Below are 25,077 nucleotides of genomic sequence, written 5' to 3'. Positions count from 1 at the left end.
TAGAGCAACGACATCCCGGGAGTTCTTACCTTCCCACCGCACACGCGGCCGGCACGTGGGACGGTGTCCGTCACTGCCCGTGAAGTTTGTGGGAGAGTTCGGCCTGTGTCGTCAGCACCTTCAGAACAGGCGTGGAGCACCGTCGATGCCGCGCTACGGGCGGTTCATGCCCGCGGCCAGATGGAGACAGCCTGTTTCGTCGTGGTTTCCGCGACGACCGTGGGCTATCTCCGGCTGGCGGGATCCTTCGCCGGTCTCGAGGTGGGAACCCACTATCCCCGTGCCGACAGTGTCATCGCCCGCATGCTCGACGGTGCCCCCGCGGCGGCGTCCGGGGTTGGTCCCGGGCATCCCGCGGCCGACACCGCGGAGCATCGTCTGTTGGGGGTGCGCAGCTATCTCGCGACGCCGGTCCTGCGTCCAGATGGCCGACTGCTCGGTGTTCTCGTCAGCCTGGACCATGGCGAGGTGCCTGTGACCACAGAGAATCGTGCCCAGGTACGTGGGATCGCCGACGAACTGGCGGCCTCCGGTCACGTACCAGTGTCCGTTGGCTCGGCGTCCGACGCCGACGGCCCCGTGGCCGCGATGTCGGCGGCGGCCACGGACCTGTCCGACGCGGTAGCGGTGGCCCCAACGGGCGATCCAGCCGAGTCGGGGGCCCCCACACGGGTGTCCCTGACCACGGATCTCCCACCCGGGTCCGTCGCCCCGCCCACAGGCGTCCCACGCACCGACGTCCCACCTACAGACACCCCACCCGCGGACGTCCCGCAACCGCACGCTGACGTCCCGCATACCGAAGCCCCGCCTGTCGACGCACCGCAACCGCACACTGACGTCCCGCAGGCCGAGCGGACGCACGCCGAGGCGACGGCTGGCGGCGGGCCCGCGGTGGGTGTGCCGTCCGGTGCCGGGACTGCGACCTCCGCCGGCCGGGGGGCACCCGTTGCCGGCGCCGCACATCCACGACCGGGCCGGATGCCGACGCCGCAGACCATCGCGCGGGCGGTGCGCCCCGGCGGGCCGGCTCGGACCACGCCGCCGCGTCCGGTCCAGCCGGCGGCTGCGGCCGGATCGGCCGGCTCGTCGAGTGCTGGACGGGGGACGAACGCGGCTGCCACGGCCGCGGCCACGACGGCCGCGGCCCGCCGCCCAGGGGCGGACATGCGGCTGCGGCGGACCTCGGCCGGCTGGGTGGTCGAAGGACCGGGACCGGAGGTACGGCCGGTCGGCGATCTGCTGTCCGCGATGGTCCTGGCCGACCTGCTCGCCGAGGACCTCGCCCCGCCCGGGCGGCCACGCCGCGCCGAGCGGGATCTCGGTGAGATCGAGCAGCTACGGCTGTCCGTCGTCCAGCTTGAACATGCGCTGGCCTCCCGCGTGATCGTCGAGCAGGCGATCGGGGTGCTGGCGGAACGTAATCAGATTCGCCCACGCGAGGCGTTCGAACGGCTGCGGCGCACGGCCCGCGGCATGGGCCGCCGGGTCCATGACCTGGCCCGCCAGGTCGTCGACTCGGTCGGTGACCCACGGGTCGCCCTGCCCGGGGAACTCGGTGGACGCGGCAACGCCGGCGGTCCTGGCAGCCCGGGCGATCCCGGCGGCCCGGGCGGTACCAGCGGCTCGGGCGGTACCAGCGGGCCAAGCGGTACCGGTGGCCCGGGGGGTACTGGCAGCGGCGGTCCGGGGGCACCTGCCGGCGGTCCGGGCGGCGTGTCAGGCGGCACCCCCGCGGCTGGCCCGGCCGGCGCCGCGACGTCCCGCGGGCCGGATCGGGCCGTTTCCGGCGGGAGCGCCGGGGTCACGGGTGGGTCCGGCGCGGCCGGGGTCGCACCTCGACCGGCTCCGCCGAGGTCCCCGTCCGAACGTCACTGACGCGGACCGGCGGGCGCCACTGACACGGCCAGCGGCGTGCGGTGGTGGGCGCGGCGTCAGGCCGGTGCGATCGGAGCCAGGTCGCCCACGGCGCGGGCGATCCGCTCGCGGTCACCGACAAGGACCGTCACCAGACGTGTCGGTGCCAGCAGGTCAGCCGCCGCCGCCCGAAGGTCCTCGAGGGTGACCTCGGCCAGGGCCCGCGGATGGTCACGCAGGTACTCGACCCCGAGGTCCGCGCCGGCCAGCGCCGACAGGGTGGAGGCAAGGCCCGCGGCGGTGGCGCTGCCCAGTGCCAGGGTGCCGACGGCGTACTGACGTGCCGCGTCCAGTTCCCGCTGGCTGGGCGCCAGCAGCGCGATCCGGCCGAGTTCGTACCAGAGTTCGAGCAGCGCCGGGCCGGTGACTTCGGTGGCGACGTCCGCGGCGATCGTCAGGCGGGATCCGGCCAGGTAGTGGTCGATGGAGCTGCGCGGGGAGTAGGTGTAGCCCTTGTCCTCGCGGATGTTGTCGACCAGCCGGGAGCTGAAGTAGCCACCGAAGATCGTGTTGGCGAGCCGTTGGGCTGGCGCCCCGGGTGCTGACCGCGGCAACGCGGCCCCACCGAGGCGGATGTTCGTCTGCACCGCACCCGGCCGATCGACGATCAGGATCGGACCCGGTTCGATCACGGGCAGCGGCGGGGCCGGCGCCGAGAGCTCGCCCGCCCAGCCACCGAGAGCCGAGGTCACCGCGGCGAAGGCCCGTTCGGCGGCGATGTCGCCGACCAGGGTGAGGATGGCGCCGGCCGGGACCACCCGGCGAGCGTGCAGGGACCGCACGTCGTCCGCGCGCACGGCGGCGACCACGGCCGGGTCGGGGATGCCCGTGGCATACGGATGGTCACCGAAGATCCGGGCGAGCAGCGCCTCCCGGGCGATCACCGCCGGCTGGCTGCGGGCGACCGCGGTGTCCTCGACGATCCGCTCCCGCTCGCCGGCGACCTCGTCGTCCGGGTAGGTGGCGCCGAGCAGCACCTCGGCCATGATCCGCAACAGCGGCTCGAGGTTCGACGCGAGCGCGGAGCCGACCACGGCGAGCCGGTCGTTGTCGACTCCGGTGGACAGCGCGCCCCCCAGGCTCTGCACCTCGATGGCGAGCCCCGTGCGGTCGTGGCGGGCGGACCCGGTGAACAGCGTCTCCGCGAGCACCTCCGCACCGGCGTGGAACTGCGCGCCGGTGCCGGCGAACGGAACCCGCAGCCGCACCTCGACGAGCGGCACGCTGGTGCGCTCGACCACGAGCACCCGCAGCCCGTTGGACAGCGTTCGGTCCGTGACCGAGGGTAGGCGCGCCGGCGCTGACGGCCGCACCTCGGGGACAAGAACGGATGTCACGGCTCTCCCGATCTCATGGCAGCTGGTCAGGCGGTACTGGGCGGGTCAGGCGGTGGGGGCAGCGCCGGCTTCGAGTTCGAGGACCGAGCGGCCCTGGTCCAGCAGGCTCGCGGCGGCGGCGGTGACCTCGTCGGCGGTGACGGCGGCAAGCTCGGCAGGCAGCTCGTTGACGAGCTCCGGACGGCCACGGCGCAGTTCGTGCACGGCGATCGACATCGCCCGGCCCAGCGCGTCGTCGGCCTCGCGCAGCAGCGACGAGACGACCCGGGCCTGTACCCGCTCCAGCTCGCCGACGACGAGGCCGTCGTGTGCCAGGCGCCCGAGTTCCTCGTCCACGGCGGCGAGCACGCCGTCGGCGGTCGCGTCCTCGGACTGGCGGGCCTCCAGCGTGAACAGCAGGGGATCACGCTGCTCGAAGGGGCTTCCGAAGGTGCCGAGCGAGGCGCGCACACCGGTCACCGAACGGTCGTGTTGGACGAGTCGGCGCTCGAGCCGGCTGGCGTCGCCGTCGCTGAGCACGTCGGCGAGCAGGCAGTAGGCGAGGAAACCGGTCAGGTCGCCGATCGGATCGGGCACCCGGTAGCCGACGGCGAGCGCGGCGCGGGGGGCGAGCCGGTCGGTGATCCGCTCGCGGCGCTCCTGCGAGCGCACGGGCTCGGCGAAACTGCCCGGCGCCGGCACGGCGCGGGCGGGGATGTCACCGAAGTAGCGCTCGACGAAGGTGAGCGCTTCCGCCGGATCGAAGTCACCGGTGACGGTTAGCACGGCGTTGCCCGGTGCGTAGAACTTGTCGAAGAAGTCCTCGGCATCGTCGAGGCTGGCCGCGGCGAGCTCGGTGAAATCGCCGTAGCCGTTGTGCGCGTTGGGAAACGTGTCAAACGCCACCGGCGGCAGGCTGATCCACGGAAATCCGCCGTACGGCCGGTTCAGGACGTTGACCCGGATCTCCTCCTGCACCACGGCGATCTGGTTCTCGAGGTTCTGCTGGGTGATCTTGGGGCTGCGCATCCGGTCGGCCTCGAGGAACAGCGCGAGTTCGAGCGCCCCGGACGGCAACAGCTCGTAATAGTCGGTGTGATCCGGATGGGTGGAACCGTTGAAGATTCCACCGGCGGCCTGGACGTGCTTGGGATGCTCCGCCTTGCCGACGTTCGCGCTGCCCTGGAACATCAGATGCTCGAACAGATGCGCGAAACCGGTGCGCCCCTGCGGCTCCGACCTGAAGCCGACGTCATAGTGGACGCTCACCGCCACCACCGGCGCCGTCCGGTCGGGTGCGAACAGAACACGTAGCCCGTTCCCCAGGCGCACCCGCTCGATCGGATAGCTCGGCACCGGAAAGGACGGCGAAGCCGCACCCTGGCGGGGTCGTACCACCGTCGGCGGCACCACCGCCGGCCTCCCCACGGCCGACCTCACCGCGGCGGAACCGACCGGATCAGGGGCAGGAACAGAGGACGTGGCCACGGATGCCACGCTACTGCCCACCGCCGCCCCTCGGGCCCGAGCGACGCACACCACCGGACGGACAGCGGACAGGACTTCGACGCCGCCCCTGACCATCGGGGGTGTGGCGCATGAGACAGTCTGTTCCCATGGGACAGTTTCCGGCCGGTCTGCCCGGGACGCTCGCCGCAGAGCTTGGCCAGTTGGGCGAAGAGGTCATCCTGGCGATCTCCCGGGAGGTGCCGGCCTACGCCCGTCCGCTGGAGGGCCGGTTCGGCCAGGGGGTGCGCCGCGGGGTCGCCGAGGCACTGCGGCGGTTCCTGGCTGTCGTCGAGGCCGGGCCGCAGCTCGAGCCGAACCTGGCCGCCGGACGGGACGTCTACGTCCGGCTGGGCCGCGGCGAGGTGCGAGCCGGACGTTCCCTGGACAACCTGCTCGGCGCCTACCGGGTCGGTGCCCGGGTTTCCTGGCGGCGTCTGGGTGAGGCCGCGGCCCGCAACGGTGTCGACGCCGCCGGTCTGGTCTCCCTCGCCGAGATGATGTTCGCCTACATCGACGGCATCTCGGCGGCGTCCGCCGAGGGATACGCCACCGAGCAGTTCACCGCCGCCGGTGAACGCGAACGCCTGCTCGACCGGCTCGGTGAGATGCTGCTCACCGGCGCTCCCGTGGACGCCGTCGCCCAGGTCGCCCAGTCGGGCCGGCTGACCCTGCCCGGTCGCCTGGCCGCCGTTCTGATCCCCGCCTGCGTCCCGGCCGACCCGCCCGCCCTCGACGCGGCACGTCGCGGGGAACCCAGCGATCCCGCCGTTGCCAGGAGCGCCGGGCATCCTCGGGAGGCTCGGGATCCCTGGGACAGCGGGGATGCCTGGGACGTCGGGGACGCCAGCGATCATGGTGTGCGGGCGTTGCGGCTGCCGGACGGCTGTCCGCGCACGGTCCAGGGCCAGGACACCTGGCTGTTCGTCGGCGCCACCGAACCCGGCCCTGGCCGGGTGGCGCTGACCGCGAGGCTGGCTGGTCTCGGCGCGGTCGTCGGCCCCGCCGTCGTCTGGGCCCAGAGTGCCGCGAGTGCCGCCCGGGCCCGCGGCGCCCGCGACGCCCGCGACGCCGGTCGTCTCACCACCACCAGCGCCGCCACCGCCGACCCGCTGTTCACCGACGAGTATCTGAGCGCCCTGCTGCTCGCCCGTGACCCGGACCTCGTCACCGACCTCGCCACCCGGCTCCTCGCCCCCCTGGACAACCTTCCCAGCCGCACCCGCGAACGCCTCGCCGAGACCCTGTTGCACTGGCTGTCGCTGCGTGGCCAGCGCGGCCTGATCGCCGAGCGTCTGCACATCCATCCGCAGACCGTCCGCTACCGCGTCAACCAGCTACGCGACCTGTTCGGCCCAGGCCTGGAGGACCCCGACATCCGCTTCGACCTGGAGCTCGTCCTACGCGCCGGCGCCGCCGCCCGACCCGCCATTGCCGCCACCGAGCGCTCCACAGCCCCGTTCGATGCCCCGGGTGCCCTCGATCGGCCCGTCCCGACCGGCTGAACGCCGGCCATCCCGTCCTGGCCTGGCTCCGTCCTGGCCTGGCTCCGTACCGCTGACCCGGACGGTGCCCGTTCGGGTCCCGCGTCCGGTACGGTCAGCGGCGTGCGGCTGGGCACCTTCAACGTGATGCACGGACGGTCCCTCGCCGACGGTGCGGTTCGGGCGGAGCGTTTCGTCGATGCCATCGTCGGGCTGGACGCGGACGTCCTCGGCCTCCAGGAGGTCGACCTCGACCAGCCCCGCTCCGGCCGGCTTGACCTCGCCGCGCTGGCCGCGGGGGCCATGGGTGCCGACGACGGCGACTGGCGATTCGTCCCCACGGTGTATGGGACGCCGGGGGAGACCTGGCGCCCCGCGGACGTCCCCCGCCCTGCCGGTGAACCGGCCTACGGCATCGCGCTGATCAGCCGGTTTCCGGTGCGGGACTGGCGGGTCATCGAACTCGGCCGGGCGCCGGTACGTTCACCGATCGCCCTGCCCGGCGGCGGTCCCGGCGGCCGGGCACGCCTGATCCTGCTCGACGACGAGCCTCGCCTGGCGGTCGCGGCGACCCTCGACACCGACGACGGTCCGCTGACCGTGGTGACCACGCACCTGTCCTTCGTCCCCGGGTGGAACGCCTGGCAGCTGCGTCGTCTCACCCGCCGCCTCACCCACCGTCCCGCCGGGGCCGCCACGGCCGCCGAACTCGGGGACCCTGCCGGGACCACCGGGACCACCGGGACCACCGGGGGCGATCGCGGCGCTCGGAGTGATGGCGGTGACGGCCCGGTCGTCATCCTCGGTGATCTGAACCTGCCCGGTGCGCTGCCCGGTCTGCTCACCCGCTGGCACCGACTCGCCGCGACCCCGACCTACCCGGCGCCCGCACCCCAGGTACAGCTCGACCATGTGCTCGCCCGCGGCGTGATCGGCGAGGTCCGCGCCGTGCACTGCCAGCGCACCCCCATCTCCGACCACCGCGCCCTGCTCGTCGACCTCGCCCGCTGACACCACCGGCCGCGATCTGGCCGTGATCTGGCCGTGATCCGGGCGGTGCGGGCTCCAGAGCCCGTCGTGCGTCGCTCAGTTCGAGGCGGTCGGGGCGGGACCGGGGCCCGGTGGGGTGGCGCGGGGCGGTGCGGGGGTCAGGAGGGTGGCCAGGTCGGATTCGGACAGGGGATGGGGGCGGACCAGAGCGCCGGTGCGAACGTAGAGGAAAGCGGCGTCTACGGCATCCAGTGGTATGCCGCGAAGGCGGGCCCAGGCCAGGCGGTAGACGGCCAGTTGCAGGTCGTCGGCGGGAGACTGGCCGGTCTTCCAGTCGATGACCTCCCAGCGTCCACCGCCGAGGGAGTAGACGGCGTCGATGCGGCCACGGATGATCCGTCCGGCCAGGGGAAGCTCGAAGGCCTCCTCGATCGCGTGGGGACGCCGCGTGCCGTAGGGGGTACGCAGGAAGGCGTCCTTGAGATCGCGCAGGTCGTCGTCGGTGAGCTCGGCGTCCGCGGCACCGGGGAGGTCGTCGGCTCCGATCAGGGCGCGGTGGTCGAACAGTTCCTCGACCCAGGTGTGGAACCGGCTGCCGCGGCGGGCGGCGGCGACCGGCTGGCGTGGCAGCGGCCGGACCAGTTCCCGGGCGAACGCGGCCGGGTCCGCGTGCATCCGCACGATCTCGGACGCGGTCAGGGTCGCCGGCAACGGGACGTCCAGCCGCGGGCGCCGACTGGCGCGTTCCTCGGCGAGCAGCAGCCGTGCCTCCCGGTCCAGCTCCCCCAACAGCGCCCGCTCCCCCGCGGTCAGACCATCCGGATCGACGCCGGGGGCGGCGAGGGAGCCGGAGGGGTGCAGGGCGGTGTCCAGGTGGGTGAGGACCTCGCGGGCGGCTTCGAGGCGGCGGGCGTACGGCTCGGGGTCGTAGGGGACGGGCCAGGCGAACTCGGGCGGGGTGTCCAGCGCCGGGTTGACACGTTCGGCGGGGCGGGGGGCCCAGACGTCGACGCGTCCACCGCCGGAGCCGGCATGCGCGGCGAGTTCCTCGAGGAAGATGGACGCGCCACGCGGTCGCTTCTGGCTCGGGCCCCACCAGTGGCCGCTGGCGAACAGCAGGGACTTCGCCCGGGTGACCGCCACGTAGGCGAGGCGGCGTTCCTCCCGTTCGGCGTAGGCCCGGGCCTCGACGGCGTACGCGTCGTGGTCGGACTTCTGGTCGGACACGGTCACCGCCGGCAGGTCGTCGGCGTCGCCGCGCAGCGGCACCGGGAGCACCCCGGTCGAGGTCGTCCACTGGTCGCGGACGGTGACGTCGGGGAAGACGCCGGCGCTCAGGTTCGGGACGACGACCACCTCCCACTCCAGCCCCTTGGACCGGTGCATGGTCATCAGGGCGACCGCGTCCGCGCCGGAGGGACCCGTGACGTCCAGGCCGCGCTCGTGCTCCCGGGCGGCGTGCAGAAAGCCGAGGAACGCGTGCAGGGACGTGGTCCCGTCGGGATCGGTGAAGTCGGCGGCGATGTCGAGGAACGCGGCGACGTTCTCCTCGCGGCGGGCGCGCACGGCGGCGTCGGTCGCGGTGAGCTCCACGTCCAGGCCGATCGTGGCGATGACGTGGTGCAGCAGGTCGAGCAGCCCCTCGCCGAGATGGCCGCGCAACGCCGCGATCTCGGCGCCCAGACGGCCCACCCGGGCGGCACCCTCGGCGGACATCTCCGGCCCGGGGTCGGCCAGCACATCGGACAGCGCCACCACGTCGGAGGGATCGACGTCCGCCACCGCCGCCCGCAGCGCGTCCTCGCCGCCCGGCGGTTCGGTCACCCGCCCCTCGGACGCCCGGCTCTCGGACGTACGGCTCTCGGACGTGGGTGAGTCGGGTGAGCCGGCGGGGCCGGGTGAGCCGGGGGGCTGGTCGAGGCGGACGACCTCGCGTGCCCTTCGGCCGAGGGCGGCGAGGTCGCGGGCGCCGAGGCGGACCCGCGGGCCGGTGAGCAGGCGGACCAGCGCGGTGTTCGCCGTGGGGGCGTCCAGGACCTCCAGCACCGCCACGATCTCGGCGACCTCCGGGACAGTGAGCAGACCGGTCAGGCCGACCACCTCGACCGGCAGACCGACGGCCTGCATCGCGGTGAGCAGCGGCGGGATGTCGCCGCGGGCCCGGACGAGCACGGCGATCTCCCGGGCGGCGGTGCCGGCGGCGACGGCGGCCCGGACCCGGCCGGCGATCCAGGCCACCTCGGCGGCCCAGGTGGTGTGCAGGGCGACGACCGTCTGGCCGCGGTCGGCGACGTCGGCGCGTGGGCGCAGTTCGACGACCCGGTGCCGGGCGCGCAGGGGCTCGGCGATGGCGTTGGCGAGTTCGAGCAGCCGGCCGCCGCTGCGCTGGTTGACCGACAGTTCGTAGACGGTCGACGGGGTGCCGTCCGCCTGCGGGAAATGGGTGGGGAAATGGTCGAGGTTCGCCACCGATGCTCCGCGCCAGCCGTAGATGGCCTGGCAGGGGTCGCCGACGGCGGTGACGGGATGGCCGCCGCCGAACAGTCCGGTGAGCATCCGGCGCTGGGCGACGGAGGTGTCCTGGTACTCGTCGAGCAGGACCACCGTGGCCTTGGCCCGCTCGGCCTGCCCGGCCTGCGGCATCGACTCGGCGATGTGGGCCGCGTAGGTGACCTGGTCGCCGAAGTCGAGCACGCCACGGTCGCGGCGCGCCGCGCGGTATTCGGCGACCAGCGCGGCGAGTTCGCGCCGTCCACGCGAGGTGTGGGCGAACCTGCGCAGCAGGTCCTGCACACCCTTGGTCCTCGGCCGCCGCTGGGCGGCGGCCAGGGCGGCGCTGACCTCGACGAGCAGCGCGGTGTCGAAGGCGGTGAGCGTCACCGGGTCGAGCAGATGCTCGCTCATCTCACCGTCGAGGGCGACGATCTCACCGACGACGGCGGCGAGCGAACGGGTCAACGCCCGCACCGAACCGTCGTGGGCGCGGGCCACCCGGGCGGCGAGCTGGTACCGCGCCGCGCCCGAGAGCAGCCGGACGTCCGGTTCCAGCCCCAGCCGCAGCGCGTTGTCGACGACGAGCCGCCCGGCGAACGCGTGGTAGGTCGCCACGGTCGGCTCGCCGTCCTGCTCATCCCCCGCGCCACCAGCGCCACCAGCTCTGTCCGGGCCGCCCGGGCCCGCGCTGGTCGCCCAGTCGCTGCCGTCGGCGCCGCCGGCGCGGCGCAGTGCCAGGCGCACCCGGGCGGCGAGTTCCGCGGCGGCCTTGGTGGTGAAGGTCAGGCCCAGCACCTGGTCGGCGCGCACCTGCCCGGTCGCGACCAGCCAGACCACCCGGGCGGCCATCACCGAGGTCTTCCCGGAGCCGGCGCCGGCGACGATCACTCCCGGTGCCAGCGGTGCGGTCGCGGCGGCGATCTGCTCGTCGGTGAACGGGACGTCCAGCAGGGTGCGCAGATCGTCCGGTTCGAGGCGCGGGCCGGTGCGCGTCCCGTCACGAAGGTCGTCGGGCTCGGCGCCGAAGCCGGGCAGGAACGGCTGACGGGACGGCCGCCCGTCGGTACCCAGCACACTCATGAGATGACCTGCCGTCCCTCCGGACGGGCGGGGCAGCTCGCCTGGAACGTGCAGGTGGTGCAGTGGCCGCCGGGCGCGGGACGGAACGTCTCGGCGTCGATGGTGCGCACCGCGTCGGCGACGACCTCGTCCATCCAGGTCGGGCCGTCGGCGGGCAGCGGCGCCTGGGCCTGCACCTTCGGCGGCCCGGGCGGTTCCTGCTCGGGGTCCGCGGCCGCGGTGTCCCCACCCGCGTCCAGCCGCAGGTGCACGAGCTCCGCCCCACCCGGCTCCACCACCGGCCGCGCCGCGACCGGGTCCAGCCCAGAGGCACCCGACGCGGCGGTGCGCTCCGATGCGGCGGTGCGGACGGCGTCGTCGAGGGCGCCGGATCGGACCGCGAGCTGGTAGCTGCCGAGCTGGGGGTGGCTGGCGAGTTCGGCGGCGGTCACCGGGGTGCGGCCGGTCTTGAAGTCGATGACGTGCACCCGGCCGGCGTCGTCGAGTTCGAGCCGGTCGATGAAGCCGCGCAGCCACACCTGACGGCCGGCGACGGTGAGCTGGCAGGTGAAGCGGACCTCGGCATCGACGACCCGGCGGCCCCGTTCGGCCGCGTGCCAGGTGAGGAAGCGGGCGAGGGCCTCCCGGGCGGCGGCGCGTTCCTGCTCGCCGCGCCAGCGGGCCTCGTAGGCCAGATGCCGCCAGACGGTGTCGAGCCGGGCGTCCAGGGCGGCGAGGTCCGCGGCGGTGCGGCCGGTGGTGACCTCGTCGGCGAGGGCGTGCACCACCCGGCCGAAGCCCTGCGCGGTCGAGGCGACGGTGACCGCGTGCGCCTCATGCTCGAGGAACCAGCGCAGGGAGCAGTCCCGCAGCCCGGCCAGCGACGACCCGGACAGGCGCACCGGCAGTTCCGGCGCGACCACCGGCACCTCGGACGTGGTGACCTCGAGCAGCCCCCACCAGGTGCGCGGATGGGCGGCGGGCGCCAGCGGACGGCCCTCGTCGTCACCGGCGGCGGCGAGCGCGGCCAGCCGGCGGCGCGCCGCGGTGCGCATCGCGGGACTCGCCCCGGGTTCGGTGGCCAGCCGGCGCAGGGTCGCGACCAGACCGACCAGGGTCAACGGCCGCGGCGGGCGCCCCGGCACGGCGACCACGGGCACGCCGATCTCCTCGAGGAACCGGCTGGGCCGGCTGCCGTCGTCATCGGGACTGTCGACCGCGGTGATCAGCAGGCGTCGCCGGGCCCGGGTCAGCGCCACGTAGAACAGCCGCCGCTCGTCCGCGAGCAGGTCCGCCCGGGTCAGCGGGGGGCGCAGGCCGCCTCGGGCCGGTGCGTCGAGCTCCTCGACGCCGAGCAGCGAACCGCGTTGCCGCAGGTCCGGCCAGGCGCCGTCCTGCACACCGCAGACGGCGACCACATCCCATTCGAGGCCCTTGGAACGGTGCGCGGTGAGCAGCCGCACCCCGCGGCGGCGGACGTCCTCCCCGACCGGGGCGATGGATTCGGCGGCGAACTGCTGGCGGCCGAGTTCGCCGAGCAGGGACGCGACGCCCAGCCCCGGCCCGCGCCGGGCGGCCAGCCGGGCGACCGCGTCGAACAGGGCGACCACCGCGTCCAGATCACGGTCGGCGGTGCGACCCGCCGCCCCGCCCGCCGCCGACGCGGCGACCAGCCGCGGCTGCCAACCGCTGGCCGACCACAACGCCCACAGCGCCTCCTCGGGCGACCCGCCGGGTGCGCGCAGCACGCGACGCCCGGCCACAAGCAGCGCGCCGACCCGGCGGGCGGGCGCGGCGACCTCGTCGGGTACGCGCACGAGCAGCCGGTCCGGATCGGCGACGGCCGCGCGAACCAGCTCGTCGGAGGCACCCGGCGCGGTGGCCCCCGCGTCGCGGTCGAAGGCCCGCAGCGCCCGGCCAAGCTCACGCAGACCGGCCGGATCCGCCCCGCCCAGCGGGGATGTCAGCAGCGTGCGGGCCGCCTCGACGGACAGCGCCCCACCCGGGTCGTCGGCGCAGCGCAACGCCAACAGCAGCAACGCCGCCGCGGACTCCTGCGCGACGGGAAGATCGTCTCCGTCGACGGTGACGGGGACGCCGGCGGCGACCAGGGCGCGGCGCAGCCGCCCGATCCGCTCGGCGGTGCGCACCAGCACGGCCATCCGCGCCCACGGGGTGGCGCGCTCGAGATGTTCACGGCGCAGCATGTCGGCGACCGCCCCCGCCTCCGCGCTGGCCGACACGTAGGCACGCACCTCGACCTGGCCGGCGCCGAGATCGTCCCGTCCGGTGAGGTCGCGGTGGGCGCGCAACGCCTGTGCGGGCAGCCGGGTCGCCGGCAGACGGCGGGCGACGTGCCGGCTGGCCAGCAGCGGCGCCGGGGCCATCCGCCGGCACCGACGCAACGCGACGATCGGCGCGTCCAGGCCGCCCACCGAGCGGAACCGCCGGGGGAACTCCAGCAGCCCTGACACCTCGGCGCCCCGGAAGGCGTAGATCGACTGATCGGGATCACCGAACGCGATCAGGTTTCCTCCGCCGCCGGCCAAGGCGCGCAGCAGCCGTTCCTGCGCGGGGTCGGTGTCCTGGTACTCGTCGACGAAGACATGCTGGTAGCGGGCCCGCAGCTCCTCCCCCGCCGGCCCCTCGGCGACCAGCACGGCGCGGTGCACCAGATCGGCGTAGTCCAGCGCCCCCTCGAAGCCGAAGACATCAAGGTAGATCTCGTAGAACTCGGCCAGCGCCGACCACTCCGGCCGGGCGGTACGCCCGGCCAGCTGCGCCAACTGCTCGGGCTCAAGACCCACCTCGCGTGCCCGGGCCAGCAGCGCCCGCACCTCCTCGGTGAACCCGCGGGTGCCCAGCGCCTGGGCCAGCGACTCCGGCCAGCGGGGATAACCGTCCTCCCGGGTGCCGTCGATGAGCTCGCGGAGCCGACTGTCCTGCTCCGGGCCGGACAGCAGCCGGAACCCGCCGTGGGGCGCCGGCCGGTCATGGGCCCGCAGCACCGCGAGGCACCAGGCGTGAAACGTCCACGCCCCCGGCCCCCGCCCGCCCCCACCAGCGGCGCCCAGGCGGGCGGTGATGCGTTCGCGCAGCTCGCCGGCGGCTCGCCGGCTGAACGTGAGCACCAGGATGGACTGGGGGTCGGCGCCGGCGGCGACGCGGGCGGCGACGGCCTCGACCAGTGTCGCTGTCTTGCCCGTGCCCGGCCCGGCCAGCACGAGCAGGGGGCCGCCCGGATGCTCGACCACCTGGCGCTGTGACCCGTCCAGCTGCAACGGTGTGGCGACGGGCACCGGCGCGGCGACCAACCGGTGGCCGGTGCGCGGCGCGGCGGGGGCCGAGGCGGACAGCAGGCTCACCGGAACAGCACACCACGCGCCACCGACACACCGACCGGCAGGCATCCCCACTGGTCCGTCAATCCAGGATCATGGCCCCCTGTGTCCGTCCGACAGGGTGGCGATGGCACCCACCGGCGACCCGACCATCGCGCATCCGACCCCCGTCTCGGGGTCGCCCGACCGGGCCAGGTCACACGCGCACGCGACCGGACGTGTCACTCTCGTCAGCCATGAGCCCATGCGCACCGACACACGACTGCGAGGGCAAGGTGGCGCTCGTCACGGGGGCGGCCTCCGGGATCGGCGCCGCCTGTGCCCGTCGGCTGGCCGCGGCCGGAGCCCGGGTCGTCCTCACCGATCTGCGCCCCGACCAGGTCAAAGAGGTGGCCGCGCAGATCGAACGGGACGGCGGCGAGGCCGTGGCCGTCGAGGCGGACGTCACCGATCCCGACGCGGTGGAACAGGCCGTGCAGACCGCCGTCGGCACCTTCGGACGCCTCGACCTCAGCGTGAACAACGCCGGTGTCACCGCCGGACGCGAACCGGTCGGCACCATCCTGGCCGAGGACTGGCAGCGCGTCCTGGACGTCAACCTCTCCGGCGTCTTCTACTGCATGCGCGCCGAGATCACCGCGATGCTGCACGGCGGCACCGGCGGGTCCATCGTCAACATGGCCTCGGTGTTCGGCACTGTCGGCTTCGCGGGATCGGCCCCGTACGTCGCGGCCAAGCACGGCGTCGTCGGCCTCACCAAGACCGCCGCCCTCGAGTACGCCATCCGCGACATCCGGGTGAACGCGGTCGCCCCCGGTTTCGTCGACACCGCCCTCATCCACGTGAACGGCCGACCCCAGCGCGGCGCCGCGCTGCTCACCCCGATCAACCGCCTCGGCACCCCCGAGGAGGTCGCCGAGGTGGTCGCCTTCCTGCTGTCCGACCGGGCATCCCTGGTCACCGGCAGCGTCTATTTGGCCGACGGCGGCCTCACCGCCCGTTAGGTCCGCGAACGAGGTCGGTCCGGCCGTGGATCAGGCGGGCGTGGATCGGTCCGGACGAGGTGGGTCAGGTGGCCGGGGTGGGTCAGGTGGCCGGGGTGCCGTCCCAGCGGGCGGCGGCCAGGTGGACGCGTTCGCCGGACGGCGTGAGCGGTGTGGCATCGGCGATCAGGCGGCGCAGCGCCTCGGCCGGGTTCGACGGGTTCGGTGCGCCGGTGGAGCGGATGACCCGGTGCCAGGGCAGGTCGTCCTCGGCGTAACGGCGAAGCACCGCGCCGACGGTCCGGCCCGTGCCGGCCCCGACGAACTCGGCGACGTCACCGTAGGTCATCACCTTGCCCGGTGGAATCCGGGCGATGGTGTCGAGGACCTCGCGGGCGTGCGGACTGGGCTCGGCGTCCCCGAGCCGAATCCGGGTACCGAGCCCCGCCGACACACTCGCCGGCGGGGCGGCGCGACTCCCCCGCACCCGTCCCCCGCCGGTGACTGTCGGCCTCCCCGGCTCCCTCATGACGCTCAGTAGACGGGAAGGGTCTTGTCCACCTGGGTGGCCCACGCGGTCACGCCGCCCTGGACGTGCACGGCCGAGGTGAAGCCGGCCCCCTTGAGGGTCGCCAACGCGTCGGCGGAGCGCACACCGGACTTGCAGTAGACGACGACCCGTCGGTCCTGCGGCAGTTCGGCGAGGTGGGCGGGCAGCTCGGCCTTGGGGATCAGCCGGGCGCCGGGGATGCGCACGATCTCCCATTCGGCGGGCTCACGGACGTCGATCAGCTCGATCGGCTCACCCGCGTCCAGCCAGGTCTTGAGCTCGGACGCGAGGATCGTCGACCCGGACGCGGCGAGCTGTGCCTCCTCGGACACCACACCGCAGAACGCCTCGTAGTCGATGAGTTCGGTGATCGACGGGTTCTTCCCGCACAGCGGGCACTCCGGGTCCTTACGGACCTTGATCGAGCGGTAGGTCATCTCCAGTGCGTCGTAGACCATCAGCCGCCCGACCAGCGGATCGCCGATGCCGGTGAGCACCTTGATGGCCTCGGTGGTCTGGATCGACGCGATCGAGGCGCACAGCACCCCGAGCACGCCCCCCTCCGCGCAGGAGGGGACCATCCCCGGCGGCGGCGGCTCCGGGTAGAGGCAGCGGTAGCACGGACCGTGTTCGGCCCAGAAGACGCTGGCCTGCCCGTCGAACCGGTAGATCGAACCCCACACGTACGGCTTGCCCAGCAGCACGGCCGCGTCGTTGACCAGGTACCGGGTGGCGAAGTTGTCGGTGCCGTCGACGATCAGGTCGTACTGGCTGAAGATCTCCATCACATTGGAGGTGTCCAGTCGGGTCTCGTGCAGCACCACGTTGACCAGCGGGTTGATGTTGAGCACGGAGTCCCGCGCCGACTCCGCCTTGGACCGGCCGACGTCGGACTGCCCGTGGATGATCTGACGCTGCAGGTTCGACTCGTCGACGGTGTCGAACTCGACGATGCCGAGCGTGCCGACGCCGGCCGCGGCCAGGTACATCAGCGTCGGCGAGCCAAGCCCACCAGCACCCACGGCCAGGACCTTGGCATTCTTCAGCCGCTTCTGGCCATCCATGGCGACATCCGGAATGATCAGATGCCTGGAGTACCGGCGGACCTCGTCGACGGTCAGGCCCTCGGCAGGCTCGACCAGAGGCGGAAGGGACACGCTAGCTCCTTGCGTTCGCAGTCGTTCTCGACGATGCCACGTTCTTCGACGATTCCACAGGGGCACGCGACCTGGTCACGAATCCGCCGGCCGCCACCCCCACGATCCACAGCGCCCGGAGCCGCCCCGCTGTTCCCTCACCCCCACCTTTCCGCCCGCTTCCGCTTTCCCCTTCGCCCGCCACGACCCGTGTGGACGGATTCCGGTTCGAGGCTGGTCGCGGGGTGTGACGCCAGCGGGGTGTGGCGGTCGTGGGTGCGACGGTCGTGGGTGCGACGGTCGTGGGCGGAACCGGTGCGACCTGGTGGGTGTTCCCGGCGGGCGCGCGGGTAGACCGTCGGTGACCCACCGCAACAACGCATCGACGATGAGGAGCTGAGGGCTGTGTCCTTCACCGACAAGATCCGCAACAAGGTGGACGAGCTTCGCGGACGGGGCAAGCAGGCCACCGGACGAGCCGCCGGTGACCGCCGCACCGAGAGCGAAGGTCGCGGCGAACGTGCCTCCGCCGACCTACGCCAGGCCGGCGAGAAGGCCAAGGACGCCTTCCGCCACTGAGGTCACACCGAGCCACCATCGGCGATCATGTGGAGCTGTGGGCGGTCCGTGCGGTGCGCGGCGCGTCGTCGGCCGCGGCGGCCTTCGGCGCGGCCGACTTGCCGGGTGTGGTCCTGACAGTCGACTTCCGAGGGGACCGCGCGGGCCCGGCACCGGTACGCGCGGTCCCCGAACCTGCGCGGGAGGTACCGGAGGTCGCACGGGACGTGCCCGCCCCGGCGCTGGAGCGTCGAGACCGCCCCGGCTTGCCTGGTTCCACCGGGGACGACGCGGGCGGGGCGGGGGTGTTGGTGTCGGGCTGGTCGCCGCGGGCGGCGGCGATGCTGGCGCGCAGGGCTGCCATCAGGTCGCCAGTGGGCTCGCTGGGCTCGATCTCGGGTGGCGCGAGGACCTCACGGCCGGCGGCCTTGGCCTCGATGACGGACTGCAGGGCCTCGCGATAGTGGTCGGTGAAGCGGGTGGGATCGAAGTCGGCGGCGAGGGTGTCGATGAGCGAGCCGGCCATGGCGAGCTCCTGCGGACGTACGGCGACCTCATCCGACAGGAACGGGAAGTCCGGTTCGCGGACCTCGTCCGGCCAGAGCATCGTCGCCAGGACGAAGACTCCGTCGCGCACCCGGAGCGTCGCGAGCTGCTCACGCTGACGCAGAGCTATCCTGACCAGCGCGACCCGGCCGGATCTGGCCAGAGCGTCGCGCAGCAGCACGTAGGGTTTCGCGCCGGTCCGATCCGGCTCGACGTAGTAGCTCCTGGCGAAGTAGATCGGGTCGACCTGCTCCAGCGGCACGAACTCCAGCACGTCGATGGCCTTGGAGGTGGACAGCGGCAGGTTGGCGAAGTCGTCGTCGGTGAGTACGACGGTCTGACCGTCCGGCAGCTCGAAGCCCTTGGCCACGTTGGCGTAGGAGACCTCGTCGCCGTCGGCCTCGGCGACCCGGCGGTAGCGGATGCGGGAGCCATCCGATCGGCGGACCTGGTGGAACGCGATGTCCCGCTCCTGTGTGGCGGAGTACAGCCGCACGGGGATCGACACCAGACCGAAGGAGATGACACCCTTCCAGATCGAACGCATGTTCGCCCCTCACGTCGACTACCCACCATGGTGACCCACGGGACGCCCACATGTAAGCCAGATCGAACAAATGTCCACAGTTATCAGGTGGCGGCATGGCCCGTCCGGGGGATGCCCGTCCTGGGGAGATCATCTGGGGAGCCCGTGATGACGACCCCGGGATCTGACCTTCACCGCGGACGACGTGCTGCGACGCGTCGACGACCTCGGCGATCTGCTCGCCCCGCCGCTCGGCGACGCCTCATGACCCCCACACACCCGGATGCGTGGATCCCGCGTGAGAGGCACCCACACCGGGCACATCGCGGTCCGGGCCCGATGCGGGTCCAGGACCGCCCGGCGTCGGCACCCCACCCCGCGGATGCCGCATCGACGAGCTCAGGAGGACGTCCCATGGGAGCATCCACCGAACTACCCGGCTCCGGCCGCACCCTGGCAAGCCTCCCCCCCGAGAGCGTCCCCGCCGGCCACCTGCCGCTGGAGGCACCCGACGCCGACGCCGTCGAGCAGGCTCGGGAGGTCCGTCCGCGCGAAGCGGGCTCGACGGTGCTGGGCAGCGAGGTCGACACTGCCGGTGAGGTCGACGAGTTCGACCGGGTCGAGCAGAGCATCGTCGTCGAGACCGACGAGGACGACTACCGCTGACGACCCCGAACGACCCCGACCACGGACGGCTCTGAGCACGGTGGGCGGTGGCGTCCGCGCGGGTGGTCGGCCCGTTCGGGCCCCCACTGACGGGTGGGTCGTCAAGGTGGGTAATCCGGCCGAGCCGTACCGGGCCGGCCTGCTGTGCGAAAGTGAGCCGGCGACCCGTCGTCGGCCGCAGCCGACCTGGACCCGAAGGAGTGCCGGTGACCGCCGAGCCAGCCTCGCCCGGCACCCGTACGGGCCGAACTCCCCGGCTGCCCCGGACCGCCCGCCGCTTTCAGCTGCTCGGCGCCGCCCGCGAGGTCTTCGTCGCCCAGGGTTACCACGCGGCGGCGATGGACGAGATCGCCGAGCGGGCCGGAGTCAGCAAACCCGTGCTCTACCAGCACTTCCCGGGCAAGCTCGAGCTCTACCTGGCACTACTCGACGAGCACACGACCCAGCTGGTCAACGCCGTCGAGGAGGCGCTGGGCTCCACCACCGACAACCATGTGCGCATCGCCCGTTCGGTGCGGGCGTACTTCGACTTCGTCAATGACTCGTCCGGGGCGCACCAGCTCGTGCTGGAATCCGATCTGCGCAGCGAGCCGGCGGTGCGTCAGCGCATCGAGACGGCGTTCGCCCGGTGTGTCCACTCGATCGCGGCGACCATCGTCGCGGACACCGGGCTCGATCCCGCCGAGGCTGACCTGCTCGCCGTCGGCCTGATCGGGATGGCGGAGACGGCGTCGCGCTGGTGGCTCGTGCGCGGTGGGACCGTCCCCAAGGAGCGAGCCATCGAGGCGATGGTCGAACTCGCCTGGCGTGGCATCGGCGGCTACCCCCGGCAGGAACAGCCTTAGCACCCCGCCCGGCATGTGCCGGGAGCGAACACGCCGGACCCACGCCGGTAGAGAAGTCCCGGAAGCCATAGTGTGGGCCGTGATCCAACCTCGGTGGCGGATGTCCGCCACCGCGCGGGTCCCGCGCGGCTCCGCGCAGGTCCCACGAAGGTCCGACGAAGGCGGAGGTCATCGGTGGAGGTCAAGATCGGCGTACGGCAGGTCGGCCGGGAGCTGGTGGTGGAAAGCGAGCTGACCGCGGAGGCCGTGGCCGCGCAGGTCAGCGAGGCGGTCAAGGCTGGCAGTGGTGTGCTGACCCTCTCCGACGACAAGGGGCGCCAGGTGCTGGTCCCGATCGACGCGCTGGCATACGTGGAGATCGCGGCCACCTCGCCCCGCCGGGTCGGCTTCGGCGGCTGAGGGCTCGGCGGCGAGCGGCTCGATGTCCGGCGGCGTAGGCCGTCCGGGCCACGAGCAGGGGGCGGTGGGCGGACGGAGAGATCGTCGGCCACCGCCCCTCGTCATGTCGTCAGGCGGAGAGGCTCATGTCGTCAGGCGGAGAGGCCAAGCGCCGACATGCGGCGACTGTGGGCCGACATGATGCGGTTGAAGATGGCCGCCAGCGCGTCCAGATCGCCCACGCCCACCAGCAGGCCGGTGAGGGCGTCGCGGTCCACCCCGACCCGCTGCGCCTGGGTGAGGGCCTCGCCGACGAGCCGGCGTGCCCACAGCGCCAACCGACCGGCCACCGTCGGGTTCGCCTCGATCGCGGCACGGACCCGTTCGACGGCGAAGGCGGCGTGCCCGGTGTCGGCCAGAACCCGCAGCACGATCTCGCGGGACGACCCGGGCAGGCGGGTCGCGATCTCCCGGTAGAAGTCGGCCGCGATGTTGTCACCCACGTACGCCTTGACCAGGCTCTCCAACCAGTCGGCCGGCGCGGTCGAGTTGTGGAAGTCGGTCAACGGGCCGATGAACGGGGCCATCGCGTCCTCGGGACCCACGCCGAGCCGGTCGAGTTCGTCACAGATGGCCCGAAAGTGGGAGAACTCAGCCGCCGCCATCGTGGCCAGGGCCATCTTGTCGCCGAGAGTCGGCGACATTCGGGCATCGGTCGCCATCCGCTCGAAAGCGGTCAGTTCGCCATATGCGAGCAGGCCCAGCAGATCGACAGTCGCCTGGTCGGGCTGGTCCGCGGTGCCCGAAGCCGACGCGTCGGCCGGCGGGAACGATGTCTGCATCACGCTCGGATTCTGGCACCCCTGAGGTCGTCAACGGCGATCGTCGGCGAAGGAACTCCCGCTCGGGCCAGGAAGCGGCTATGCTGGAGACAGCTAGAGGCCGTTATGTGCCTCAGTAGTCGCGTAGTAGGCGTCGCCTCGTCACCTGTGCACCCAGAGCTGCCGTCCATGGCACCGGGCACACGGACTTCGGGCCGCGGGCGCCTCGCGGCTCAACGCGAGCGGGTTCAGCGCAGACACCGCTCAGAGAAGACCAGGAGCGTCCCGCTGTCCGTCACAGCAGAAGTACCTTCAGATGATCTATCTACATCCCCTTCGTCTACTGAGATCGCCGCGGTAGTTCCTCCCGCCGTGGTCCGCCCGACCTTCGCCGACCTGGGCGTCCGCACCGAGACGGTCGCGGCGCTGACCAAGGCCGGCATCGTGCACGCCTTCCCGATCCAGGAGCTGACGCTCCCGATCGCGCTCGGCGGCAACGACATCATCGGTCAGGCCCGCACCGGCACCGGCAAGACCCTCGCGTTCGGTATCCCCCTCGTGCAGACGGCGCTGGCTCCCGACGAGGGTGCCGACGGCCGGCCGCAGGCCCTGGTCGTCGTCCCCACCCGTGAGCTGTGCGTCCAGGTCACCGAGGATGTCACCCGGGCGGGTGCGGGCCGTGGCCTGCGCGTGCTGGCCGTCTACGGTGGCCGCGCCTACGAACCGCAGCTCACCGCGCTGCGCGCCGGAGTCGACATCGTCGTCGGCACCCCCGGTCGCCTGCTCGACCTGGCCCGCCAGCGGGTCCTCGACCTCGCCGCCGTGCGGGCACTCGTGCTCGACGAGGCCGACGAGATGCTCGACCTCGGTTTCCTGCCCGACGTCGAGCGCATCATGGCCCAGCTGCCCACCAGCCGCCAGACCATGCTGTTCTCGGCCACCATGCCCGGCCCGGTGATCTCGCTGGCTCGTCGGTTCATGGCTCGTCCCGTGCACGTGCGCGCCGAGCAGCCCGACGAGGCCCGCACCGTGCCCAGCACACACCAGCACGTCTTCCGCGCCCACGCGCTGGACAAGATGGAAGTGCTGGCGCGTGTCCTCCAGGCCGGTGGCCGGGGCCTCGCGATGGTGTTCGTCCGCACCCGGCGCACCGCCGACAAGGTCGCGGAGGAACTCGACAAGCGTGGCTTCGCCGCCGCCGCCGTCCACGGCGACCTCGGCCAGGGCCAGCGTGAGCAGGCCCTGCGCGCCTTCCGGGCCGGCAAGGTCGACGTGCTCGTCGCCACCGATGTCGCCGCTCGCGGTATCGACATCAGCGGTGTCACCCACGTCGTGAACTACCAGTGCCCCGAGGACGAGAACGTCTACCTGCACCGCATCGGCCGCACCGGCCGGGCCGGGGAGAGCGGCGTCGCCGTCACCTTCGTCGACTGGGACGATCTGCCCCGCTGGACGTTGGTCAACAAGGCTCTCGGTCTGCCGTTCGAGGGCCCGGTCGAGACCTACTCGACCTCCCCGCACCTGTTCGAGGCGCTCGGCATCCCCACCGGGGTCACCGGCAACCTCCCGCACGCCGCGCGCACCCGCGCCGGGCTGGACGCGGAGGACATCGAGGACCTCGGTGAGGCCTCCTCGCGGCGCGGTGGCGGTCGACGCGGTTCGTCCTCCTCGCGCACCGGGCGCTCCACCGCGCCAGCCGCGGCCGAGGCGCTTCCGGCGGCCACCCGTGCCCGCACCCGTCGGCGCACCCGCGGTGGCGGCGCGGCGGCGGCGGCCACCGGTCTGGCCATCGCCGGCGATGGCGACGCAGGCCTCGACGACCCGCGCATCGAGGTCACGGGCCCATCGGTCACCGGCGAACTGCTGGTCGAGAGCGCCGCACCGATGGTGACCACCCGCGTCTCCGCGGGCGTCGTCGGCACCGATGACACGCTCGACACCAACGGCGCGCAGGTGGTGTCGGCTCTGGCCGGCGAGTCCGGTTCGGCCGACGAGTCGACCCGTCGTCGGCGCCGTCGTCGCGGCACCCGCAGCAGGTCCGCCGGTGGCGCCCTGCTCGGCGACCTCACCGAGGTCGATGACACCGCCGACGACAGCACCCCGCGCGCCGAGTCCGCCTGACCCGGGGCCGTCCCGCCGCTGATTCTGTGGAGCTCCCACCCGGAGCTCCCCGGAGCAGCATCCGTCAGCCAGCACCGCAGCCGGACACCCGCCTCGTCGCGAGCGGCCATGCCCCACGTCGCTCCCGCCGTCTGAGCCCGGTCGCTTTCCGTGGGCCACGCGGGTAACCGGTTCCCGCACGGCGCTCAGCCCACAGCGCGAAGATGCAGGCCCAGGCGGACCCAGCTCACCCGGTGGCAGTTCGGGCAGCGCACCAGCGAGAAGTGCCGCGCCCGCATCACCGGCAGATGCACGCTCGGTGTCAGCACCCGCAGCGACTGCCAGGTTCCGAGCAGCCTGGTCCCGCCGCACCGGGAGCACTCGAGCCGCAGACCCGCGGACGGCGCCGGCGACGGCCGCGCCCCGCTGTACAGAACCCGCTTGCCATGCGCGTCCCGTCCCACCGACGGACCGGATGGCACCGTCGGCGGCCGCGCCGAGGTCTCCCCCGGCGCCGACCCCGTAGCACCGGCCGAGGCCACCGACGCCGTCGAGCCCGCCGGACCCGCCTCGAGTACGGCTGGTCCCGGCGCCCGGTACTCGCGGTGGCGCAGCCGATCGAACCCCGCCGCGGCCCCTGGCCGCACCACCGCATCGTCGCGGATCGGCGCGGGCGCAGGCGCCGGCGCCGGCCGAGGCGTCCGCCGGCGGGTGGGGGCCGGCTCGTCGCGAGCAGCGCCCATCAGCGGCGTCCCTGCGCGGTGATCGGCACGGCCACCGTTACCGACGGCGTCATCGCGGCCGGTGTCCCGGCGGCTGACGCCCCAGCGGGCGGTGTCGTCGTGCCCGGGGTGACCGTGGGCGGGATGAGCGCGGTGCGTTCCCTCGTCCGGCCGGCGGGCGATGGTGATCGACGAGCGGGAATCTCGTCTGCCGCGGACAGCCCGGCGATCGCGCGGGCATGTCGGCGGTAGGCGTCGGCGCCCTTGGACCGGCCGGCGGTCGCCAGGATCGATCGTCCCGTTCCCGGGGCCTCGGCGAAGCGCACCGACCGGGCGATCGGCGGCGACAGCACATCCACGTGGTAGCGCGCGACCACATCCGCGAGGACGGCCCGGCTGTGCGCGGTACGCGCGTCGAACAGGGTCGGCAGGACCCCGCGCACCCGCAGTCCCGCGTTCGTCAGCCGCCGCACGTCCTGGACCGTGTCCAGCAGCTGCCCCACGCCGCGATGCGACAGCGTCTCGCACTGCAACGGCACGATGACCTCGTCCGCGGCGGTCAGCCCGTTGATCGTCAGCACGCCCAGGGACGGCGGGCAGTCGATCAGGATGACGTCGTAGTCGTCGAGCAGGTCCGCGAGGGCGAGCCGCAGCGCGTGCTCACGCCCCGTGCGCGAGAGCAGCACCGCCTCGCTGCCCGCGAGCTCGATGGTCGCCGGCAACAGATCGGTCCCGTCCGCGGTGGTGGACACGACGATGCCCGCGGACAACCGGCCCAGCAGCACATCGTGCACCGACAGCTCGATCGTGTCGGGATCAAGGCCGAGTGAGAACGTCAGACAGGCCTGCGGATCAAGATCGACCAGCAGGACGCGGCGCCCCAGCTCGGTCAGTGCGGCACCAAGGCTGGCCACCGAAGTGGTCTTGGCTACGCCGCCTTTCTGGTTTGCCACCGCGAGTACATGGGCCACGCCGATCAGTGTGTACGGGTAATCGGGTGGTCACAACATCTAGCCGCTGTGAGTTCTCGCCGGATGCCCCACCCATCACCCGCGCCACCGGCGGCGACACCCACGGCACACCCCGCGCACTCTCGCCTCGTTCGGTCCGCCGGGCCGGCAAATGCCACAGATCTCCGCC

General features: G+C 73.2%; 19 protein-coding genes. 9 read left to right on the top strand and 10 right to left on the bottom strand.

Annotation, left to right across the window (positions count from 1 at the left end):
* The first annotated feature begins 105 nt into the window (after positions 1-105).
* Complete coding sequence (locus tag MXD61_RS28150; protein WP_308222797.1) at positions 106-1,878, top strand: ANTAR domain-containing protein; 1,773 nt, start codon at positions 106-108, stop codon at positions 1,876-1,878.
* Between the two features lie 56 nt (positions 1,879-1,934).
* Here the strand turns inward: MXD61_RS28150 and MXD61_RS19635 are convergent, their stop codons facing one another.
* Positions 1,935-3,254 (bottom strand): pitrilysin family protein, encoded by a 1,320-nt coding sequence (locus tag MXD61_RS19635; RefSeq protein WP_248814937.1) that lies wholly within the window; start codon positions 3,252-3,254, stop codon positions 1,935-1,937.
* 45 nt (positions 3,255-3,299) lie between these two features.
* On the bottom strand, positions 3,300-4,646 hold the full coding sequence (locus MXD61_RS19630) for a M16 family metallopeptidase (protein WP_374629222.1): 1,347 nt from the start codon (positions 4,644-4,646) through the stop codon (positions 3,300-3,302).
* Positions 4,647-4,849: 203 nt separating this feature from the next.
* On the opposite strand from MXD61_RS19630, the gene MXD61_RS19625 reads away from it, so the two are divergent.
* Both MXD61_RS19625 and MXD61_RS19620 read left to right on the top strand, forming a co-directional pair.
* Positions 4,850-6,244 (top strand): helix-turn-helix domain-containing protein, encoded by a 1,395-nt coding sequence (locus tag MXD61_RS19625; RefSeq protein ID WP_248814936.1) that lies wholly within the window; start codon positions 4,850-4,852, stop codon positions 6,242-6,244.
* 102 nt (positions 6,245-6,346) lie between these two features.
* Entirely contained in the window at positions 6,347-7,234 is an 888-nt protein-coding gene (locus tag MXD61_RS19620) for an endonuclease/exonuclease/phosphatase family protein (RefSeq protein WP_248814935.1), read from the top strand.
* 75 nt (positions 7,235-7,309) lie between these two features.
* Here MXD61_RS19620 and MXD61_RS19615 read toward each other — a convergent pair whose 3' ends face one another.
* Positions 7,310-10,786 (bottom strand): ATP-dependent DNA helicase, encoded by a 3,477-nt coding sequence (locus MXD61_RS19615; RefSeq protein ID WP_248814934.1) that lies wholly within the window; start codon positions 10,784-10,786, stop codon positions 7,310-7,312.
* Entirely contained in the window at positions 10,783-14,175 is a 3,393-nt protein-coding gene (locus MXD61_RS19610) for an ATP-dependent helicase (protein ID WP_374629219.1), read from the bottom strand. The genes MXD61_RS19615 and MXD61_RS19610 overlap by 4 nt, the downstream gene beginning before the upstream one ends.
* Positions 14,176-14,342: 167 nt before the next feature.
* On the opposite strand from MXD61_RS19610, the gene MXD61_RS19605 reads away from it, so the two are divergent.
* Positions 14,343-15,110 (top strand): SDR family NAD(P)-dependent oxidoreductase, encoded by a 768-nt coding sequence (locus MXD61_RS19605; protein WP_248814974.1) that lies wholly within the window; start codon positions 14,343-14,345, stop codon positions 15,108-15,110.
* 82 nt (positions 15,111-15,192) lie between these two features.
* Here the strand turns inward: MXD61_RS19605 and MXD61_RS19600 are convergent, their stop codons facing one another.
* Together MXD61_RS19600 and moeZ are read right to left on the bottom strand one after the other, a co-directional pair.
* Positions 15,193-15,618 (bottom strand): MGMT family protein, encoded by a 426-nt coding sequence (locus tag MXD61_RS19600; RefSeq protein WP_374629217.1) that lies wholly within the window; start codon positions 15,616-15,618, stop codon positions 15,193-15,195.
* A gap of 5 nt (positions 15,619-15,623) precedes the next feature.
* Complete coding sequence (gene moeZ, locus MXD61_RS19595; protein WP_163548473.1) at positions 15,624-16,796, bottom strand: adenylyltransferase/sulfurtransferase MoeZ; 1,173 nt, start codon at positions 16,794-16,796, stop codon at positions 15,624-15,626.
* Positions 16,797-17,180: 384 nt separating this feature from the next.
* Between moeZ and MXD61_RS19590 the strand changes: the two genes are divergently transcribed.
* A complete protein-coding gene (locus tag MXD61_RS19590; RefSeq protein ID WP_163548472.1) occupies positions 17,181-17,354 on the top strand; it encodes a CsbD family protein in 174 nt (57 codons plus the stop codon).
* A 25-nt stretch (positions 17,355-17,379) separates the two neighbouring features.
* On the opposite strand, the gene MXD61_RS19585 is transcribed toward MXD61_RS19590, so the two are convergent.
* Entirely contained in the window at positions 17,380-18,426 is a 1,047-nt protein-coding gene (locus MXD61_RS19585; RefSeq protein ID WP_248814932.1) for a Ku protein, read from the bottom strand.
* A 393-nt stretch (positions 18,427-18,819) separates the two neighbouring features.
* On the opposite strand from MXD61_RS19585, the gene MXD61_RS19580 reads away from it, so the two are divergent.
* The 3 genes from MXD61_RS19580 to MXD61_RS19570 all read left to right on the top strand — a co-directional run bounded on the left by MXD61_RS19580 (position 18,820) and on the right by MXD61_RS19570 (position 20,315).
* Positions 18,820-19,071 carry a hypothetical protein gene (locus MXD61_RS19580; protein WP_248814931.1) on the top strand — a complete coding sequence of 84 codons (252 nt, stop codon included), beginning with the start codon at positions 18,820-18,822 and terminating at the stop codon, positions 19,069-19,071.
* Between the two features lie 206 nt (positions 19,072-19,277).
* Positions 19,278-19,916, top strand: coding sequence for a TetR/AcrR family transcriptional regulator (locus tag MXD61_RS19575; protein WP_163548469.1), 639 nt, complete (start codon positions 19,278-19,280; stop codon positions 19,914-19,916).
* A 174-nt stretch (positions 19,917-20,090) separates the two neighbouring features.
* Positions 20,091-20,315 carry a DUF3107 domain-containing protein gene (locus MXD61_RS19570; RefSeq protein ID WP_163548468.1) on the top strand — a complete coding sequence of 75 codons (225 nt, stop codon included), beginning with the start codon at positions 20,091-20,093 and terminating at the stop codon, positions 20,313-20,315.
* A 131-nt stretch (positions 20,316-20,446) separates the two neighbouring features.
* Here MXD61_RS19570 and MXD61_RS19565 read toward each other — a convergent pair whose 3' ends face one another.
* Positions 20,447-21,136 (bottom strand): ferritin-like fold-containing protein, encoded by a 690-nt coding sequence (locus MXD61_RS19565; RefSeq protein WP_248814973.1) that lies wholly within the window; start codon positions 21,134-21,136, stop codon positions 20,447-20,449.
* 423 nt (positions 21,137-21,559) lie between these two features.
* On the opposite strand from MXD61_RS19565, the gene MXD61_RS19560 reads away from it, so the two are divergent.
* Complete coding sequence (locus MXD61_RS19560; protein WP_374629244.1) at positions 21,560-23,236, top strand: DEAD/DEAH box helicase; 1,677 nt, start codon at positions 21,560-21,562, stop codon at positions 23,234-23,236.
* A gap of 185 nt (positions 23,237-23,421) precedes the next feature.
* On the opposite strand, the gene MXD61_RS19555 is transcribed toward MXD61_RS19560, so the two are convergent.
* Together MXD61_RS19555 and MXD61_RS19550 are read right to left on the bottom strand one after the other, a co-directional pair.
* Positions 23,422-23,862, bottom strand: a complete 441-nt coding sequence (locus tag MXD61_RS19555; protein ID WP_248814929.1) for a hypothetical protein — start codon at positions 23,860-23,862, stop codon at positions 23,422-23,424.
* Between the two features lie 95 nt (positions 23,863-23,957).
* On the bottom strand, positions 23,958-24,908 hold the full coding sequence (locus MXD61_RS19550; RefSeq protein ID WP_248814928.1) for a ParA family protein: 951 nt from the start codon (positions 24,906-24,908) through the stop codon (positions 23,958-23,960).
* Between the last annotated feature and the right edge of the window lie 169 nt (positions 24,909-25,077).

It is taken from the genome of Frankia sp. AgPm24, assembly GCF_023243055.1.
In the GTDB taxonomy this organism is placed as follows: Bacteria; Actinomycetota; Actinomycetes; order Frankiales; family Frankiaceae; genus Frankia; species Frankia umida.
This window is presented reverse-complemented; position numbering and strand designations above follow the sequence as displayed.

What these genes read in the sequence shown, in the direction of transcription:
- MXD61_RS19625 (WP_248814936.1), top strand. Translation starts at nt 4,850, where the DNA reads ATGGGACAGTTTCCGGCCGGTCTGCCCGGGACGCTCGCCGCAGAGCTT.
- MXD61_RS19615 (WP_248814934.1), bottom strand. Translation starts at nt 10,786, where the DNA reads ATGAGTGTGCTGGGTACCGACGGGCGGCCGTCCCGTCAGCCGTTCCTG.
- MXD61_RS19610 (WP_374629219.1), bottom strand. Translation starts at nt 14,175, where the DNA reads ATGCCTGCCGGTCGGTGTGTCGGTGGCGCGTGGTGTGCTGTTCCGGTG.
- MXD61_RS19605 (WP_248814974.1), top strand. Translation starts at nt 14,343, where the DNA reads ATGAGCCCATGCGCACCGACACACGACTGCGAGGGCAAGGTGGCGCTC.
- MXD61_RS19600 (WP_374629217.1), bottom strand. Translation starts at nt 15,618, where the DNA reads ATGAGGGAGCCGGGGAGGCCGACAGTCACCGGCGGGGGACGGGTGCGG.
- MXD61_RS19585 (WP_248814932.1), bottom strand. Translation starts at nt 18,426, where the DNA reads ATGCGTTCGATCTGGAAGGGTGTCATCTCCTTCGGTCTGGTGTCGATC.
- MXD61_RS19580 (WP_248814931.1), top strand. Translation starts at nt 18,820, where the DNA reads ATGGGAGCATCCACCGAACTACCCGGCTCCGGCCGCACCCTGGCAAGC.
- MXD61_RS19565 (WP_248814973.1), bottom strand. Translation starts at nt 21,136, where the DNA reads ATGCAGACATCGTTCCCGCCGGCCGACGCGTCGGCTTCGGGCACCGCG.